The sequence below is a fragment of the Escherichia sp. E.sYA108 genome, assembly GCF_011754335.1.
GTDB lineage: Bacteria > Pseudomonadota > Gammaproteobacteria > Enterobacterales > Enterobacteriaceae > Escherichia > Escherichia coli.
Genome location: NZ_JAAQVZ010000001.1, coordinates 3,806,107 through 3,820,748, shown reverse-complemented (window position 1 = coordinate 3,820,748; position 14,642 = coordinate 3,806,107). Strand labels below are relative to the sequence as shown.

Sequence of the window (14,642 nt, the reverse complement as noted above, 5' to 3'; positions counted from 1 at the left end):
GAAGTAATGTCGCGCGTCAATCCTCTATCTTCGCTGTCATTGTTGGCGGTTCTGGTTTTAGCGGGGTGTAGTAGTCAGGCTCCGCAACCGTTGAAAAAGGGCGAAAAAGCGATAGATGTGGCGAGCGTCGTGCGGCAGAAGATGCCTGCGAGCGTGAAAGACCGCGATGCCTGGGCGAAAGATCTCGCCACCACCTTTGAAAGTCAGGGGCTGGCACCGACGCTGGAAAACGTCTGCTCGGTGCTGGCGGTGGCGCAGCAGGAGTCAAATTATCAGGCAGATCCGGCCGTTCCGGGCTTAAGCAAGATCGCCTGGCAAGAGATTGACCGTCGTGCTGAACGGATGCACATTCCTGCTTTTCTGGTGCATACCGCGCTAAAAATCAAATCGCCAAACGGCAAAAGCTATAGCGAACGGTTAGATTCGGTGCGTACAGAAAAGCAATTGAGCGCGATTTTTGACGATCTGATCAGCATGGTGCCAATGGGGCAGACGCTGTTTGGTTCGCTCAATCCGGTGCGCACCGGTGGGCCGATGCAGGTCAGTATTGCTTTTGCCGAACAGCATACCAAAGGGTATCCGTGGAAAATGGACGGTACAGTCCGTCAGGAAGTCTTCAGTCGCCGCGGCGGGTTGTGGTTTGGTACTTACCATTTACTGAATTATCCCGCCAGCTATAGCGCGCCGATATACCGTTTTGCTGATTTTAACGCTGGCTGGTACGCCAGTCGTAATGCCGCGTTTCAGAACGCGGTCAGTAAGGCCAGCGGCGTGAAGCTGGCACTGGACGGTGATTTAATTCGTTACGACAGTAAAGAGCCCGGGAAAACCGAACTGGCAACGCGCAAACTGGCGGGAAAACTGGGGATGAGCGACAGCGAAATTCGCCGTCAGTTAGAGAAAGGGGACAGCTTCTCTTTTGAGGAGACGGCGCTGTACAAGAAAGTTTATCAACTTGCCGAAGCGAAAACCGGTAAATCACTACCCCGCGAAATGTTGCCTGGCATTCAACTGGAAAGCCCGAAAATCACCCGCAATCTGACTACGGCCTGGTTTGCGAAGCGCGTAGACGAACGGCGGGCGCGTTGTATGAAACAGTGATCAAACAGGAATGTCACGCCAGATAAGGCGTTTTAGGCAGCATCTGGCAACGTAAATCTTACTGGCGGCGATGTCGCCAGTGCAGCCATAGCGCCACTACTGCAAAAATGAGGCAGCCTACTAAAAACGGGATCAGCCCAAAAATGGTGCCGACACCTAAACCAATTTCCACCCGTGGGCGACCTGTTTCCTGGACCTGCATTAAACGCTCATAGACGCCGGGCGCATGCACTAGCAGGTTCAGCAATTGCGCCCCAGCCCAAAAGCAAAACAGCACAAACAACGCATAGGCAATATTGCCAGGCGTTGAAGATGCATTGCGATATTTTCCGCTAAACAGCGATTTTGACAGGGTGAAATCAGCCATAAAAACCTCCGGAAGTCATCTGCTTCTCTTCTGGTGTGATACCAGCGGCTTATGGCAAGTCTGACAGGTCATTTCGATTGTCAATATCAGAATCATGGTAAATTGATGTTGGGAATATTCCCGAAGCGTGAATCTTCGTTGTGAGTCACAAAATAGCAACCTTAAGTTAAATTTATTAACAATTGCGAAAGTGTTGTCTACACCACAGACAGTTGTTACAGAATATGCAAGGATGTTGTTTTTCGTTAACGGAGCTGCCATGAATCTGCCTGTAAAAATCCGCCGTGACTGGCACTACTATGCGTTCGCCATTGGCCTTATATTCATTCTTAATGGCGTGGTGGGGTTACTGGGATTTGAAGCAAAAGGTTGGCAGACCTATGCCGTCGGTCTGGTGACGTGGGTGATTAGTTTCTGGCTGGCGGGGTTGATTATTCGTCGTCGCGATGAAGAAACTGAAAACGCCCAATAAGAATATTACCGGGCGTTTGAATATTACATTGTGGTTTTCAGTGCGTTATCCGCAGCGTGACGCTCCAGCGCCAGCTCAATCAAACGCGTGATCAGGTCGGTGTAACCCAGACCGCTGGCTTGCCACAGCTTCGGATACATACTGATGTTGGTGAAGCCAGGCAGGGTGTTGATCTCGTTGATCACTACTTCGTTCTCTGGGGTTAAAAACACGTCTACACGCGCCATGCCTGCGCATCCCAACGTCTGATAAGCCTGAACGGCAATCGCCCGGATCTTATCGTTGATTTCTGGCGCAATGGCTGCTGGAACTACCACTTTCGCGCCATCTTCGTCAATGTACTTGGTGTCGTAGGCATAGAAATCGCTGGTGAGTACGATCTCGCCACAGGTGCTTGCTTGCGGGTTATCGTTGCCAAGAACTGCGCATTCGATTTCACGACCTTTGATCCCTTGCTCAACGATCACTTTATGATCGAACTCGAACGCCAGATCGACGGCAATTGTGTACTGTTCTTCACTGGTTACTTTGCTGACACCAACAGAAGAGCCCTGATTAGCCGGTTTTACAAACAGCGGTAACCCCAGTTTAGACTCCACTTCGGCAAAACTGATGTTGTGACGATTAGCGCGCGTCAGGGTAATAAATGGCGCAATGTTCAGCCCGGCATCGCGCAGCAGACGTTTGGTGACATCTTTATCCATACAGGCCGCTGAAGCCAGAACATCAGAACCTACAAACGGTAAATTGGCGACCCGCAGCATTCCCTGCAAGGAACCATCTTCGCCCAGCGTACCGTGGACAATCGGGAAAATGACATCCACCGTCGGCAACGGCTGACCGTTTTGTGCGTCGATAAGCTGATGCTCATGTTTACCTGGCACCTGCGCAAGGCTGGTCGCCGAAGGACGCAACGCAATATGGGCAGGATCGTCTGCATTTAGCAGATAATTGCTGGCATCGCTGACGTGCCATTGCCCTTGTTTATCAATGCCCAGCAGCACAACATCGAAGCGACTTTTATCAATGGCATCGACAATGTTTTTTGCCGATTGCAGAGACACTTCATGTTCCGCTGATTTACCACCAAAAACGATTCCTACCCGCAGTTTTTCCATCTTAAAAACCTATCCCGTCTAACACAAAGTGCATACATTACCATGACAAAACGGGGGATTCGCGGCCTTCTGACAGAATGTTGCAATCTTCTGCTGACAAAGCGAGCAACGTACTGGTGAAGAAAGTGCGTTATCTCAAAGATGTGTGCAAGATCACAAAAATGATGAACGGGAAGCTAATTTATTCCTGGCTTAAATGACCATGTGGTGAGTTTTTTCTCTTAATTATAAGATAACGAAGAGAATATATTTCATAACTTTTATTTATAATAAAGGTTGATAATTAAAGGCCTGTATTTTATGTGGGTAATTATTTAAATAAGAGAAACGTTTCGCTGGTAATCAAACAAAAAAATATTTGCGCAAAGTATTTCCTTTGTCATAAAAATAATACTTCCAGACACTATGAAGTTGTGAAACATAATGTTAACTTCTCCATACTTTGGATAAGGAAATACAGACATGAAAAATCTCATTGCTGAGTTGTTATTTAAGCTTGCCCAAAAAGAAGAAGAGTCGAAAGAACTGTGCGCGCAGGTAGAAGCTTTGGAGATTATCGTCACGGCAATGCTTCGCAATATGGCGCAAAATGATCAACAGCGGTTGATTGATCAGGTAGAGGGGGCGCTGTACGAGGTAAAGCCCGATGCCAGCATTCCTGACGACGATACGGAGCTGCTGCGCGATTACGTAAAGAAGTTATTGAGGCATCCTCGTCAGTAAAAAGTTAATCTTTTCAACAGCTGTCATAAAGTTGTCACGGCCGAGACTTATAGTCGCTTTGTTTTTATTTTTTAATGTATTTGTACATGGAGAAAATAAAGTGAAACAAAGCACTATTGCACTGGCACTCTTACCGTTACTGTTTACCCCTGTGACAAAAGCCCGGACACCAGAAATGCCTGTTCTGGAAAACCGGGCTGCTCAGGGCGATATTACTGCACCCGGCGGTGCTCACCGCTTAACGGGTGATCAGACCGCCGCTCTGCGTGATTCTCTTAGCGATAAACCTGCAAAAAATATTATTTTGCTGATTGGCGATGGGATGGGGGACTCGGAAATTACTGCCGCACGCAATTATGCCGAAGGTGCGGGCGGCTTTTTTAAAGGTATCGATGCCTTACCGCTTACCGGGCAATACACTCACTATGCGCTGAATAAAAAAACCGGCAAACCGGACTACGTCACCGACTCGGCTGCATCAGCAACCGCCTGGTCAACTGGTGTCAAAACCTATAACGGCGCGCTGGGCGTCGATATTCACGAAAAAGATCACCCAACGATTCTGGAAATGGCAAAAGCCGCAGGTCTGGCGACCGGTAACGTTTCTACCGCAGAGTTGCAGGATGCCACGCCCGCTGCGCTGGTGGCGCATGTGACCTCGCGCAAATGCTACGGTCCGAGTGCGACCAGTGAAAAATGTCCGGGTAACGCTCTGGAAAAAGGCGGAAAAGGATCGATTACCGAACAGCTGCTTAACGCCCGTGCCGATGTTACGCTTGGCGGCGGTGCAAAAACCTTTGCTGAAACGGCAACCGCCGGTGAATGGCAGGGAAAAACGCTGCGTGAACAGGCACAGGCGCGTGGTTATCAGTTGGTGAGCGATACTGCCTCACTGAATTCGGTGACGGAAGCGAATCAGCAAAAACCCCTATTAGGACTGTTTGCTGACGGCAATATGCCAGTGCGCTGGCAAGGACCGAAAGCAACGTACCACGGTAATATAGATAAGCCCGCAGTCACCTGTACGCCTAATCCGCAACGTAATGACAGTGTACCGACCCTGGCGCAGATGACCGACAAAGCCATTGAATTGTTGAGTAAAAATGAGAAAGGCTTTTTCCTGCAAGTTGAAGGTGCGTCAATCGATAAACAGGATCACGCAGCGAATCCTTGTGGGCAAATTGGCGAGACGGTCGATCTCGATGAAGCCGTACAACGGGCGCTGGAATTCGCTAAAAAGGATGGTAACACGTTGGTCATAGTCACCGCTGATCACGCCCATGCCAGCCAGATAGTTGCGCCGGATACCAAAGCTCCGGGCCTCACCCAGGCGCTAAATACCAAAGATGGCGCAGTGATGGTGATGAGTTACGGGAACTCCGAAGAGGATTCACAAGAACATACCGGCAGTCAGTTGCGTATTGCAGCGTATGGCCCACATGCCGCCAATGTCGTTGGACTGACCGACCAGACCGATCTCTTCTACACCATGAAAGCCGCCCTGGGGCTGAAATAAAACCGCGCCCGGCGGTGAATTTTCGCTGTCGGGTGGTTTTTTTGCTGTTAGCAACCAGACTTAATGGCAGATCACGGGCGCAAACGCTCATGGTTAAAACATGAAGAGGGATGGTGCTATGAAAATAACATTACTGGTTACCTTGCTTTTCGGACTGGTTTTTTTAACCACCGTCGGCGCTGCCGAGAGAACCTTAACCCCGCAACAACAGCGTATGACCTCCTGTAATCAGCAGGCGACGGCGCAGGCGTTGAAAGGGGATGCTCGTAAGACCTACATGAGTGATTGCCTGAAGAACAGCAAGTCTGCGCCTGGTGAAAAAAGTTTGACGCCACAGCAGCAAAAGATGCGCGAATGTAATAATCAAGCAACGCAACAATCTCTGAAAGGTGATGATCGTAATAAGTTTATGAGCGCCTGCCTCAAGAAAGCCGCCTGATACCTGATAGTGCTAACGGGTGAGCTACGAAAATGGCTCACCCGAAATTTCATACTTCTGCCTTTAGCCCCGTCTCTATAATTTGGGAAAATTGTTTCTGAATGTTCCCAAAAATAATGAATGATGAAAACTTTTTCAAAAAAGCGGCGGCGCATGGGGAGGAACCTCCTTTAACTCCTCAAAACGAACATCAGCGATCCGGGCTGCGCTTCGCCCGTCGCGTCAGACTACCCCGCGCGGTTGGCCTGGCTGGCATGTTCTTACCGATTGCTTCAACGCTGGTTTCGCACCCGCCGCCGGGCTGGTGGTGGCTGGTGTTGGTCGGCTGGGCGTTCGTCTGGCCGCATTTAGCCTGGCAGATAGCGAGCAGGGCCGTCGATCCGCTTAGCCGGGAAATTTACAACTTAAAAACCGATGCAGTATTAGCGGGAATGTGGGTAGGCGTAATGGGCGTAAACGTGCTGCCTTCCACCGCGATGTTGATGATTATGTGTCTGAATTTGATGGGGGCAGGCGGCCCCCGTCTGTTTGTCGCGGGTCTGGTGTTGATGGTGGTTTCCTGCCTTGTCACCCTCGAACTGACGGGCATCACCGTGTCGTTCAATAGTGCGCCGCTGGAATGGTGGCTCTCCCTTCCCATTATCGTCATTTATCCTCTGCTGTTTGGCTGGGTCAGCTACCAGACGGCGACTAAACTGGCGGAACATAAACGCAGGTTGCAGGTCATGAGTACCCGCGACGGTATGACGGGCGTGTATAACCGACGTCATTGGGAAACTATGTTACGCAATGAATTTGATAACTGTCGGCGGCATAACCGCGATGCGACATTACTGATTATCGATATCGACCATTTCAAGAGCATCAACGATACCTGGGGCCATGATGTGGGCGATGAAGCGATTGTGGCGCTTACCCGACAGTTACAAATAACCCTGCGCGGTAGCGATGTGATTGGTCGGTTTGGCGGCGATGAGTTTGCGGTAATCATGTCCGGTACGCCAGCTGAGAGCGCCATTACCGCCATGTTACGAGTGCATGAAGGGCTAAATACATTACGTCTGCCGAATACGCCACAGGTAACTTTACGGATTAGTGTGGGGGTTGCGCCGCTGAACCCACAAATGAGTCACTATCGTGAGTGGTTGAAATCGGCAGATTTGGCGCTTTACAAAGCAAAGAAAGCCGGACGTAACCGCACCGAAGTGGCGGCCTGACGTCCGGCAAAAGTCATCAGGATTTACTGAGTTTTTCTGATTTTTCCATACACTTCGTCATCGCTTCGATCACTGCGGCACGGAAGCCTTTCTCTTCCAGTACGCGTACCGCCTCAATGGTGGTGCCTCCCGGTGAGCAGACCATATCTTTCAGTGCCCCTGGATGTTCTCCCGTTTCCAGCACCATTTTTGCGGAACCCATTACCGCCTGAGCGGCAAATTTATACGCCTGGGCGCGTGGCATCCCGCCCAGCACGGCGGCGTCGGCCATCGCTTCGATAAACATAAAGACGTAGGCTGGCGAAGAACCGCTCACACCGACCACCGGGTGGATCATCGGCTCGGCAATTACTTCCGCTTCGCCAAAGCAGCGGAAAATATTCAGCACATCAGCGGTATCTTCTGGGGTTACCAGCGCGTTTGGCGTTACGGAGGTCATCCCGGCATTAACCAGCGCGGGAGTGTTCGGCATGGCGCGGATAATTTTCCGGTCATGGCCCAGCGCGCGGGCAAGCTGGTCGAGTGTGATACCTGCAGCAATAGAAACGACCAGAGAGTCTTTATTCAGGCTGGAGGTGATTTCGCTAAGCACTTTAATCATGATGCCAGGTTTAACGGCGGCAAAAATGATGTCGGCGATTTGCGCTACTTCTTGCGCCGATTCTGCGGCGTTGATGCCGAACTGGTCATGCAGGGCGGCGACTTTATCCGGGGAGGGGGTATATACCCAGATTTGCCCTGGAAGCACCTGACCGCTGGCAATCAGACCGCCGAGAATGGCTTTTCCCATATTGCCGCAGCCAATAAAACCGATTTTCTTTTCCATTGCCTCACTCCTGCCGTGAAATTCATTGTTTTGATAATCGCTGGCAGAAGCATAAACAGAACTATGCCGGAAGGCAAAAGCGCGACACAATAGAGGATTACCCAACAAAGGATGACTTTATGACAATTTGGGTGGATGCCGACGCGTGTCCCAATGTAATTAAAGAGATTTTGTATCGCGCGGCGGAACGTATGCAGATGCCGCTGGTACTGGTAGCAAACCAGAGTTTACGCGTGCCGCCATCGCGATTTATTCGTACGCTGCGCGTCGCGGCAGGTTTCGACGTTGCCGATAACGAAATTGTCCGGCAGTGTGAAGCGGGCGATTTGGTGATCACCGCAGATATACCTTTGGCTGCTGAAGCCATCGAGAAAGGCGCGGCGGCGCTTAATCCTCGCGGCGAACGTTACACGCCAGCGACCATTCGTGAGCGCCTGACGATGCGCGATTTTATGGATACCTTACGTGCCAGTGGGATCCAGACCGGAGGACCAGATAGTCTTTCACAACGTGACCGCCAGGCCTTTGCTGCGGAGCTGGAGAAGTGGTGGCTGGAAGTGCAACGTAGTCGTGGCTAAATGTAATTTATTATTTACACTTCATTCTTGAATATTTATTGGTATAGTAAGGGATGTATTGAGATTTTCACTTTAAGTGGAATTTTTTCTTTACAATCGAAATTGTACTAGTTTGATGGTATGATCGCTATTCTCATGACACCGGCTTTCGCCGCATTGCGACCTTTTGGGGAAAACCCACGATGACACAACCTCTTTTTCTGATCGGGCCTCGGGGCTGTGGTAAAACAACGGTCGGAATGGCCCTTGCCGATTCGCTTAACCGTCGGTTTGTCGATACCGACCAGTGGTTGCAATCACAGCTCAATATGACGGTCGCGGAGATCGTCGAAAGGGAAGAGTGGGCGGGATTCCGCGCCAGAGAAACGGCGGCACTGGAAGCGGTAACTGCGCCATCCACCGTTATCGCCACGGGCGGCGGCATTATTCTGACGGAATTTAATCGTCACTTCATGCAAAATAACGGGATCGTGGTTTATTTGTGTGCGCCAGTATCAGTCCTGGTTAACCGACTGCAAGCTGCACCGGAAGAAGATTTACGGCCAACCTTAACGGGAAAACCACTGAGCGAAGAAGTTCAGGAAGTGCTGGAAGAACGCGATGCGCTATATCGCGAAGTTGCGCATATTATCATCGACGCAACAAACGAACCCAGCCAGGTGATTTCTGAAATTCGCAGCGCTCTGGCACAGACGATCAATTGTTGATTTTCGAGCGCCTATACTTAACGTTCATCCCGTGAAATAAGGAAGAACGATGCCAACGAAACCGCCTTATCCTCGTGAAGCATATATAGTGACGATTGAAAAAGGAAAGCCAGGACAGACGGTAACCTGGTACCAACTCAGAGCCGATCATCCTAAACCAGACTCGTTGATCAGTGAACATCCGACCGCTCAGGAAGCGATGGATGCGAAAAAACGCTATGAGGACCCTGACAAAGAGTGACCGCATCAGACTGCTCGGAAGGGATTCTGAGTGCCGCCACAAGGGATCTGCGTCACATTTTTCACAATTCATGTTTTTCAAATAATTAGAATATTAAACAATAACAATCCATTACTGGAATCATTTGGAATCTTTACATTATGCAGTGCAGGTCTGCTGCTACGCTTTTTGTCATTTGTAGCACAAGTAAGTGTCAGCAGTGGTGCTTAACACTTGCCCGGTAATTAACGACGAAATAAAAGTAAGGTGGAAGAACAATGAGTGCGTCGTTGGCGATCCTGACTATCGGCATTGTACCTATGCAGGAAGTTTTGCCGCTCCTGACAGAATACATTGACGAAGATAATATTTCCCATCATAGCCTGCTGGGGAAGTTAAGCCGCGAAGAAGTGATGGCGGAGTACGCGCCAGAAGCAGGCGAAGACACAATTCTCACATTATTAAATGACAACCATCTGGCCCATGTTTCGCGTCGCAAAGTGGAGCGAGACCTGCAAGGTGTGGTTGAAGTGCTCGATAATCAGGGTTACGACGTCATTATATTAATGAGTACAGCAAACATTAGTAGTATGACCGCGCGTAATACGATCTTTCTTGAGCCGTCGCGGATATTGCCACCGCTGGTTTCCTCTATTGTTGAAGATCATCAGGTGGGGGTTATCGTACCGGTTGAGGAGTTGCTGACCGTTCAGGCGCAAAAATGGCAAATTTTGCAGAAACCGCCAGTATTTTCATTGGGTAACCCCATTCATGATTCGGAACAAAAAATCATTGATGCCGGGAAAGAATTACTGGCAAAAGGTGCAGATGTCATCATGCTGGATTGTTTGGGATTTAACCAGCGTCATCGCGATTTACTGCAAAAACAGCTCGATGTTCCTGTCTTGCTCTCTAACGTATTGATTGCACGGCTGGCTGCGGAATTACTGATGTAATTTTGCGTGACAGCCAGCGCCTCTGGCCCCTATAGTGAAGTAGATGTTCAACTACCAGACAGGGCCAGTTTATGCTTCAAAGTAATGAGTACTTTTCCGGCAAAGTGAAATCGATCGGCTTTTCCAGCAGCAGCACTGGTCGCGCCAGCGTGGGTGTTATGGTTGAAGGTGAATACACCTTCAGCACCGCTGAGCCTGAAGAGATGACGGTAATCAGTGGCGCGCTGAATGTGTTACTGCCTGACGCGACCGACTGGCAAGTGTATGAAGCCGGTTCGGTGTTTAATGTTCCCGGTCACAGCGAGTTTCATCTGCAAGTTGCCGAACCCACCTCTTATCTGTGCCGCTATCTGTAATTCCTCGCCTTCCCCTTGAACGGGAGGGCATTTTTCTGAAATGTCCTCTCTTTAACCCATAATAATATTTCCTTTGCTGGGATTTTTTCGATTTCCGATATATTCATAATTCATCAAGGTTGATATAAATATCAGCGAAGATCTCCAGATATTGTTGCGGAACTGGCGACGATAAAAGATAAATCAGATGATGAATGGTGGCGTGCATTGCTGCAAAGTCGCAATGATCATTTGCGCCAAACGGCATTGCACAACGCACATACCCCGGTGTTGTTGTTAACGACATTGACTGAGCCTCAGGAGCGGTCGCTGGCTATTAATAATTCACAGCTGGCTGCCGATGTGAAAACGGCGTGGTTAAAAGAGGAGCCATCATTACTCTTATTTGTCGAACAACCCGATCTTTCGCTGTTACGTGATTTAGTGAAAACCGGGGCAACGCGGAAAATTCGCAGTGAAGCGCGTCACCGGCTTGAGGAAAAACAATGACACAACGCCCCTGGAGCAAGTTACAGCATAAAACGCATAATATTGCTGCGCTAAGAATTATTGCCCGCTGTAGCTAACGATTATATTCCTGGTGTGGCTTCGTACGCCGGATAAGACGCGGCAGGCGTCGCATCCGGCATTAAAGGTAAATCAGCAATTAACGTTGTGCTTCGCCACCTAATCCTTCAATCAGGTTTTGAATTAACGCTGCCAGTTCACCAGTCATCAGGATGAAATCGGCATCAAAACGCTGGGCGAAATCTTCACGGTCGATATCTTCGTTTTGATCGCGCAGCTCGTCGCAGAACTTCAGACGCTTGAGCGAACCATCGTCGCACATCACAAACTGAATGCGCTGCTGCCAGTCGAGCGCCAGTTTAGTCACCACTTTTCCGGCTTCAATGTGGTTGGTGATCTCTTCGCTGGTCAGATCTTGTTTCTTCGCGCGGATCACGCCGCCATCTTCCAGCAACGATTTCAGCTCGGCTTCATCAAGCAGCTGGAAGCCCTGTGCCGTGCTGCCGGAACGTACCCATTCGGTCAGCGTCAGTTCAATCGGGTTTTCCATGCTCAATGGTACAACCGGTAACGACCCCAGGCTTTTACGCAACAGTGCCAGCGTATCTTCCGCTTTTTTGGCGCTGGCGCAGTCCACCATAATCAAACCGTTAACCGTGTCGATCCACATCATTGTCTGGCTAAAACGGCTGAAAGCACGCGGCAGCAGAGAGTGCAGCACTTCGTCTTTCAGCGAATCTTTTTCGGTTTTCTTCAGCTTACGCGCCTGTTCTGCTTCCAGTTTGGCGATTTTCGCTTCCAGCGCCTGTTTAATCACCGGGGACGGGAGGATTTTTTCTTCTTTGCGCGCACAGATAACAATTTGACCATTGGCAACGTGCGTTAACGCATCGCTGTGCGATCCCATCGGAGGTACCCAGCCCATCTTCGCCATGTCCTGGCTGCCGCATGGGGTAAATGCCATCGAGGCTAGCTGTTTTTCCATCTCTTCTGCACGCAGCGAAATCTCGCGGCTAAGACGGTAAACCATTAAATTTTTGAACCACAGCATGATAATTTCCACGGCCTTGTCGTTAAATTTAGCGGGCATGATAACGAATTGTCGGCGGCCTTGCATTGCCAATCCGGTTGTCCGTCTCTACGCTATTGATATTGAAAAAAATAAGGAGAGTACCGTGCGTATAGGTATCGATTTAGGCGGCACCAAAACTGAAGTGATTGCATTGGGCGATGCAGGGGAGCAGTTGTACCGCCATCGTCTGCCCACGCCGCGTGATGATTACCGGCAGACTATTGAAACGATCGCCACGTTGGTTGATATGGCGGAGCAGGCAACAGGGCAGCGCGGAACGGTAGGTATGGGCATTCCTGGTTCGATTTCGCCCTACACCGGCGTGGTGAAGAATGCCAATTCAACCTGGCTCAACGGTCAGCCATTCGATAAAGACTTAAGCGCGCGGTTGCAGCGGGAAGTGCGGCTGGCAAATGACGCCAACTGTCTGGCGGTTTCAGAAGCGGTAGATGGCGCGGCAGCGGGAGCGCAGACGGTATTTGCCGTGATTATCGGCACGGGATGCGGCGCGGGCGTGGCATTCAATGGGCGGGCGCATATCGGCGGCAATGGCACGGCAGGCGAGTGGGGACACAATCCGCTACCGTGGATGGACGAAGACGAACTGCGTTATCGCGAGGAAGTCCCTTGTTATTGCGGTAAACAAGGTTGTATTGAAACCTTTATTTCAGGCACGGGATTCGCGACGGATTATCGTCGTTTGAGCGGACATGCGCTGAAAGGCAGTGAAATTATCCGCCTGGTTGAAGAAAGCGATCCGGTAGCGGAACTGGCATTGCGTCGCTACGAGCTGCGGCTGGCAAAATCGCTGGCACATGTCGTGAATATTCTCGATCCGGATGTGATTGTCCTGGGCGGCGGAATGAGCAATGTAGACCGTTTATATCAAACGGTTCCACAGTTGATTAAACAATTTGTCTTCGGCGGAGAATGTGAAACGCCGGTACGCAAGGCGAAACATGGTGATTCGAGCGGCGTACGCGGCGCTGCATGGTTATGGCCACAAGAGTAAAAAAACCAGGCAATTGGCGTATCATGCCTGATGCGACGCTTGCCGCGTCTTATCAGGCCTACAAAGTGAGCCGTCCGGTAGGCCGGATAAGGCGCTCGCGCCGCATCCGGCAACAAATAACGCGCACAGTGGCGGCAACCCCCCGGTGCTCCGATGCCTGATGCGACACTGGCGTGTCTTATCAGGCCTACAAAATGAACAGTCCCGTAGGCCGGATAAGGTGTTCACGCCGCATCCGGCAATAAGCAACGTGCACCGTGGCTGCAATCTACCCCACTGGTTTCGCCAGCACCGGACTATCCGCCGCTTGCTGGCGCTTATAGCGACCATACAGCAGCAACGACGACATCGCAGCAAACGAAAGCAGGGCGGCAGGTAGCGCCACGTAATTATATGCCAGCCCCAGCGTCAGCATCATACCACCGCAATATGCGCCGACGGCGCTACCGAGGTTAAACGCTATTTGCCCACCTGCGGCACCTAATAACTCTCCGCCTTTGGCATTTTGCAGTAACAATATTTGCAGTGGTGCTGAAAGGGCAAATAATCCCGCGCAACAAATAAATGCAAAAATAAGCGACGTTGTTTTCATGCCGCCGAAGAAAAAGAGCATCAGCAGTGCCAGCACAATAATAAAGTCAGTTACTGCCGCAATGCGCAGTGGTGAATAACGTCCTGAAATCCGGCCACTTAGCACATTCCCCAGCACCATCCCTAGCCCCACTAACATCATAATAAAGGTCATTGCCGTTTCCGAAAAACCGGAAATAAACATCATGTATGGCTTTACGTAGCTGAACCAGGCAAATACACCTGCGTTGCCAAACATGGTGGCGGCGAAAATTAACCACGGGGCAGGGCTGCGTAAAAAGTGAAATTGTTCGCGTAGTTTTCCTTTCGCCTCGTCGCGAATATCCGGCACCCAAAAATAGACCGATGCCATCACCGCAATATTAAAAACAGCGATCAACAAAAAGGTGTAACGCCAACTAAATTCCTGACTTAAATACGTTCCCAGTGGAATGCCCAGCAAATTGGCGACTGTCATCCCGGAAACCATCCCTGCCACGGCGGCGGTGACTTTGCCGGGTTTGATAATTTTTGATAACACGATCGCGCCGACGCCAAAAAATGCACCATGCGGAAAGCCGGAAACCAGCCGACCAATGGCGAGCATCAGGTAAGACGAAGAGAGCGTGAACATGGCGTTGCCAATGACGCACAACGCCACCAGAAACAACAAGATATGTTTGAGTGAGTAGCGGCTGGAAAAAAGCGCGATTATAGGCGCACCGACCACCACCCCCAGCGCATAATACGAGATCATATGCCCGGCGGCAGGAATCGAAATTCCTACGTTATGCGCCAGCTCCGTGAGCACGCCCATAATGCCAAATTCGGCCATCCCCAAACCAAACGTGCCCAGAGCCAAAGATAAAATAACTTTTTTCATAC

At 50.4% G+C, this 14,642-nt stretch carries 18 protein-coding genes and 2 pseudogenes; 15 read left to right on the top strand and 5 right to left on the bottom strand.

The annotated features are described in order from the left end of the window. Nucleotides 1-6 precede the first annotated feature (6 nt). Nucleotides 7-1,101, top strand: a complete 1,095-nt coding sequence (gene yaiW / locus HBM92_RS18400) for a surface-exposed outer membrane lipoprotein YaiW (RefSeq protein ID WP_000092069.1) — start codon at nucleotides 7-9, stop codon at nucleotides 1,099-1,101. A gap of 58 nt (nucleotides 1,102-1,159) precedes the next feature. Here the strand turns inward: yaiW and HBM92_RS18395 are convergent, their stop codons facing one another. Further along, entirely contained in the window at nucleotides 1,160-1,468 is a 309-nt protein-coding gene (locus HBM92_RS18395) for a YaiY family protein (protein ID WP_000763151.1), read from the bottom strand. A 259-nt stretch (nucleotides 1,469-1,727) separates the two neighbouring features. Between HBM92_RS18395 and HBM92_RS18390 the strand changes: the two genes are divergently transcribed. Further along, the gene (locus tag HBM92_RS18390; RefSeq protein WP_001295334.1) at nucleotides 1,728-1,940 is read left to right on the top strand and encodes a DUF2754 domain-containing protein; all 213 of its coding nucleotides are present in this window, start codon (nucleotides 1,728-1,730) and stop codon (nucleotides 1,938-1,940) included. Nucleotides 1,941-1,963: 23 nt separating this feature from the next. On the opposite strand, the gene ddlA is transcribed toward HBM92_RS18390, so the two are convergent. Next, nucleotides 1,964-3,058, bottom strand: coding sequence for a D-alanine--D-alanine ligase (ddlA, locus tag HBM92_RS18385; RefSeq protein ID WP_000413685.1), 1,095 nt, complete (start codon nucleotides 3,056-3,058; stop codon nucleotides 1,964-1,966). Nucleotides 3,059-3,135: 77 nt separating this feature from the next. Between ddlA and HBM92_RS18380 the strand changes: the two are divergent. The 5 genes and pseudogenes from HBM92_RS18380 to adrA all read left to right on the top strand — a co-directional run bounded on the left by HBM92_RS18380 (nucleotide 3,136) and on the right by adrA (nucleotide 6,953). After that, nucleotides 3,136-3,338, top strand: a pseudogene (locus HBM92_RS18380) (hypothetical protein). A 182-nt stretch (nucleotides 3,339-3,520) separates the two neighbouring features. Continuing rightward, nucleotides 3,521-3,781, top strand: coding sequence for an anti-adapter protein IraP (iraP, locus tag HBM92_RS18375; protein ID WP_000792973.1), 261 nt, complete (start codon nucleotides 3,521-3,523; stop codon nucleotides 3,779-3,781). A 100-nt stretch (nucleotides 3,782-3,881) separates the two neighbouring features. After that, entirely contained in the window at nucleotides 3,882-5,297 is a 1,416-nt protein-coding gene (gene phoA / locus HBM92_RS18370) for an alkaline phosphatase (protein ID WP_001304842.1), read from the top strand. Between the two features lie 118 nt (nucleotides 5,298-5,415). After that, nucleotides 5,416-5,736 carry a phosphate starvation-inducible protein PsiF gene (gene psiF / locus HBM92_RS18365; protein WP_001295332.1) on the top strand — a complete coding sequence of 107 codons (321 nt, stop codon included), beginning with the start codon at nucleotides 5,416-5,418 and terminating at the stop codon, nucleotides 5,734-5,736. Between the two features lie 101 nt (nucleotides 5,737-5,837). Next, on the top strand, nucleotides 5,838-6,953 hold the full coding sequence (gene adrA / locus HBM92_RS18360; RefSeq protein ID WP_000484048.1) for a diguanylate cyclase AdrA: 1,116 nt from the start codon (nucleotides 5,838-5,840) through the stop codon (nucleotides 6,951-6,953). 16 nt (nucleotides 6,954-6,969) lie between these two features. Here the strand turns inward: adrA and proC are convergent, their stop codons facing one another. Continuing rightward, nucleotides 6,970-7,779, bottom strand: a complete 810-nt coding sequence (gene proC / locus HBM92_RS18355; protein ID WP_001304841.1) for a pyrroline-5-carboxylate reductase — start codon at nucleotides 7,777-7,779, stop codon at nucleotides 6,970-6,972. Nucleotides 7,780-7,898: 119 nt separating this feature from the next. Here proC and HBM92_RS18350 point away from each other — a divergent pair, with 119 nt between their 5' ends. The 7 genes and pseudogenes from HBM92_RS18350 (at nucleotide 7,899) to HBM92_RS18320 (ending at nucleotide 11,162) form a co-directional block, all read left to right on the top strand. Further along, complete coding sequence (locus tag HBM92_RS18350) at nucleotides 7,899-8,357, top strand: YaiI/YqxD family protein (RefSeq protein WP_000158159.1); 459 nt, start codon at nucleotides 7,899-7,901, stop codon at nucleotides 8,355-8,357. Nucleotides 8,358-8,539: 182 nt separating this feature from the next. Then, nucleotides 8,540-9,064, top strand: coding sequence for a shikimate kinase AroL (gene aroL / locus HBM92_RS18345; protein WP_000193393.1), 525 nt, complete (start codon nucleotides 8,540-8,542; stop codon nucleotides 9,062-9,064). Between the two features lie 49 nt (nucleotides 9,065-9,113). Beyond that, nucleotides 9,114-9,305, top strand: a complete 192-nt coding sequence (yaiA, locus tag HBM92_RS18340; protein WP_001142439.1) for a protein YaiA — start codon at nucleotides 9,114-9,116, stop codon at nucleotides 9,303-9,305. Between the two features lie 257 nt (nucleotides 9,306-9,562). After that, the gene (locus HBM92_RS18335) at nucleotides 9,563-10,240 is read left to right on the top strand and encodes an AroM family protein (RefSeq protein WP_001276402.1); all 678 of its coding nucleotides are present in this window, start codon (nucleotides 9,563-9,565) and stop codon (nucleotides 10,238-10,240) included. Nucleotides 10,241-10,311: 71 nt separating this feature from the next. Next, nucleotides 10,312-10,596, top strand: coding sequence for a pyrimidine/purine nucleoside phosphorylase (gene ppnP, locus HBM92_RS18330; protein ID WP_000941942.1), 285 nt, complete (start codon nucleotides 10,312-10,314; stop codon nucleotides 10,594-10,596). A 147-nt stretch (nucleotides 10,597-10,743) separates the two neighbouring features. Continuing rightward, nucleotides 10,744-11,085: pseudogene (locus tag HBM92_RS18325) on the top strand (DUF2773 domain-containing protein); the annotation flags it as partial. Then, nucleotides 11,082-11,162: a hypothetical protein gene (locus HBM92_RS18320; RefSeq protein ID WP_122083095.1), complete on the top strand. Its 81-nt coding sequence runs from the start codon at nucleotides 11,082-11,084 to the stop codon at nucleotides 11,160-11,162. The pseudogene HBM92_RS18325 and the gene HBM92_RS18320, both read left to right, overlap by 4 nt. An 80-nt stretch (nucleotides 11,163-11,242) precedes the next feature. Here HBM92_RS18320 and rdgC read toward each other — a convergent pair whose 3' ends face one another. Further along, nucleotides 11,243-12,154, bottom strand: a complete 912-nt coding sequence (gene rdgC, locus HBM92_RS18315; RefSeq protein WP_001366457.1) for a recombination-associated protein RdgC — start codon at nucleotides 12,152-12,154, stop codon at nucleotides 11,243-11,245. A gap of 124 nt (nucleotides 12,155-12,278) precedes the next feature. Between rdgC and mak the strand changes: the two genes are divergently transcribed. Continuing rightward, complete coding sequence (mak, locus tag HBM92_RS18310) at nucleotides 12,279-13,187, top strand: fructokinase (RefSeq protein ID WP_001219315.1); 909 nt, start codon at nucleotides 12,279-12,281, stop codon at nucleotides 13,185-13,187. Nucleotides 13,188-13,455: 268 nt separating this feature from the next. Here mak and araJ read toward each other — a convergent pair whose 3' ends face one another. Continuing rightward, the gene (gene araJ, locus HBM92_RS18305; RefSeq protein WP_001304835.1) at nucleotides 13,456-14,640 is read right to left on the bottom strand and encodes an MFS transporter AraJ; all 1,185 of its coding nucleotides are present in this window, start codon (nucleotides 14,638-14,640) and stop codon (nucleotides 13,456-13,458) included. Nucleotides 14,641-14,642 lie beyond the last annotated feature (2 nt).

Excerpts from the sequence above, each read along its gene's own strand:
- yaiW (WP_000092069.1), top strand. The coding sequence starts at position 7 with ATGTCGCGCGTCAATCCTCTATCTTCGCTGTCATTGTTGGCGGTTCTG.
- HBM92_RS18395 (WP_000763151.1), bottom strand. The coding sequence starts at position 1,468 with ATGGCTGATTTCACCCTGTCAAAATCGCTGTTTAGCGGAAAATATCGC.
- HBM92_RS18390 (WP_001295334.1), top strand. The coding sequence starts at position 1,728 with ATGAATCTGCCTGTAAAAATCCGCCGTGACTGGCACTACTATGCGTTC.
- ddlA (WP_000413685.1), bottom strand. The coding sequence starts at position 3,058 with ATGGAAAAACTGCGGGTAGGAATCGTTTTTGGTGGTAAATCAGCGGAA.
- iraP (WP_000792973.1), top strand. The coding sequence starts at position 3,521 with ATGAAAAATCTCATTGCTGAGTTGTTATTTAAGCTTGCCCAAAAAGAA.
- psiF (WP_001295332.1), top strand. The coding sequence starts at position 5,416 with ATGAAAATAACATTACTGGTTACCTTGCTTTTCGGACTGGTTTTTTTA.
- adrA (WP_000484048.1), top strand. The coding sequence starts at position 5,838 with ATGTTCCCAAAAATAATGAATGATGAAAACTTTTTCAAAAAAGCGGCG.
- proC (WP_001304841.1), bottom strand. The coding sequence starts at position 7,779 with ATGGAAAAGAAAATCGGTTTTATTGGCTGCGGCAATATGGGAAAAGCC.
- HBM92_RS18350 (WP_000158159.1), top strand. The coding sequence starts at position 7,899 with ATGACAATTTGGGTGGATGCCGACGCGTGTCCCAATGTAATTAAAGAG.
- aroL (WP_000193393.1), top strand. The coding sequence starts at position 8,540 with ATGACACAACCTCTTTTTCTGATCGGGCCTCGGGGCTGTGGTAAAACA.
- yaiA (WP_001142439.1), top strand. The coding sequence starts at position 9,114 with ATGCCAACGAAACCGCCTTATCCTCGTGAAGCATATATAGTGACGATT.
- HBM92_RS18335 (WP_001276402.1), top strand. The coding sequence starts at position 9,563 with ATGAGTGCGTCGTTGGCGATCCTGACTATCGGCATTGTACCTATGCAG.
- ppnP (WP_000941942.1), top strand. The coding sequence starts at position 10,312 with ATGCTTCAAAGTAATGAGTACTTTTCCGGCAAAGTGAAATCGATCGGC.
- HBM92_RS18320 (WP_122083095.1), top strand. The coding sequence starts at position 11,082 with ATGACACAACGCCCCTGGAGCAAGTTACAGCATAAAACGCATAATATT.
- rdgC (WP_001366457.1), bottom strand. The coding sequence starts at position 12,154 with ATGCTGTGGTTCAAAAATTTAATGGTTTACCGTCTTAGCCGCGAGATT.
- araJ (WP_001304835.1), bottom strand. The coding sequence starts at position 14,640 with ATGAAAAAAGTTATTTTATCTTTGGCTCTGGGCACGTTTGGTTTGGGG.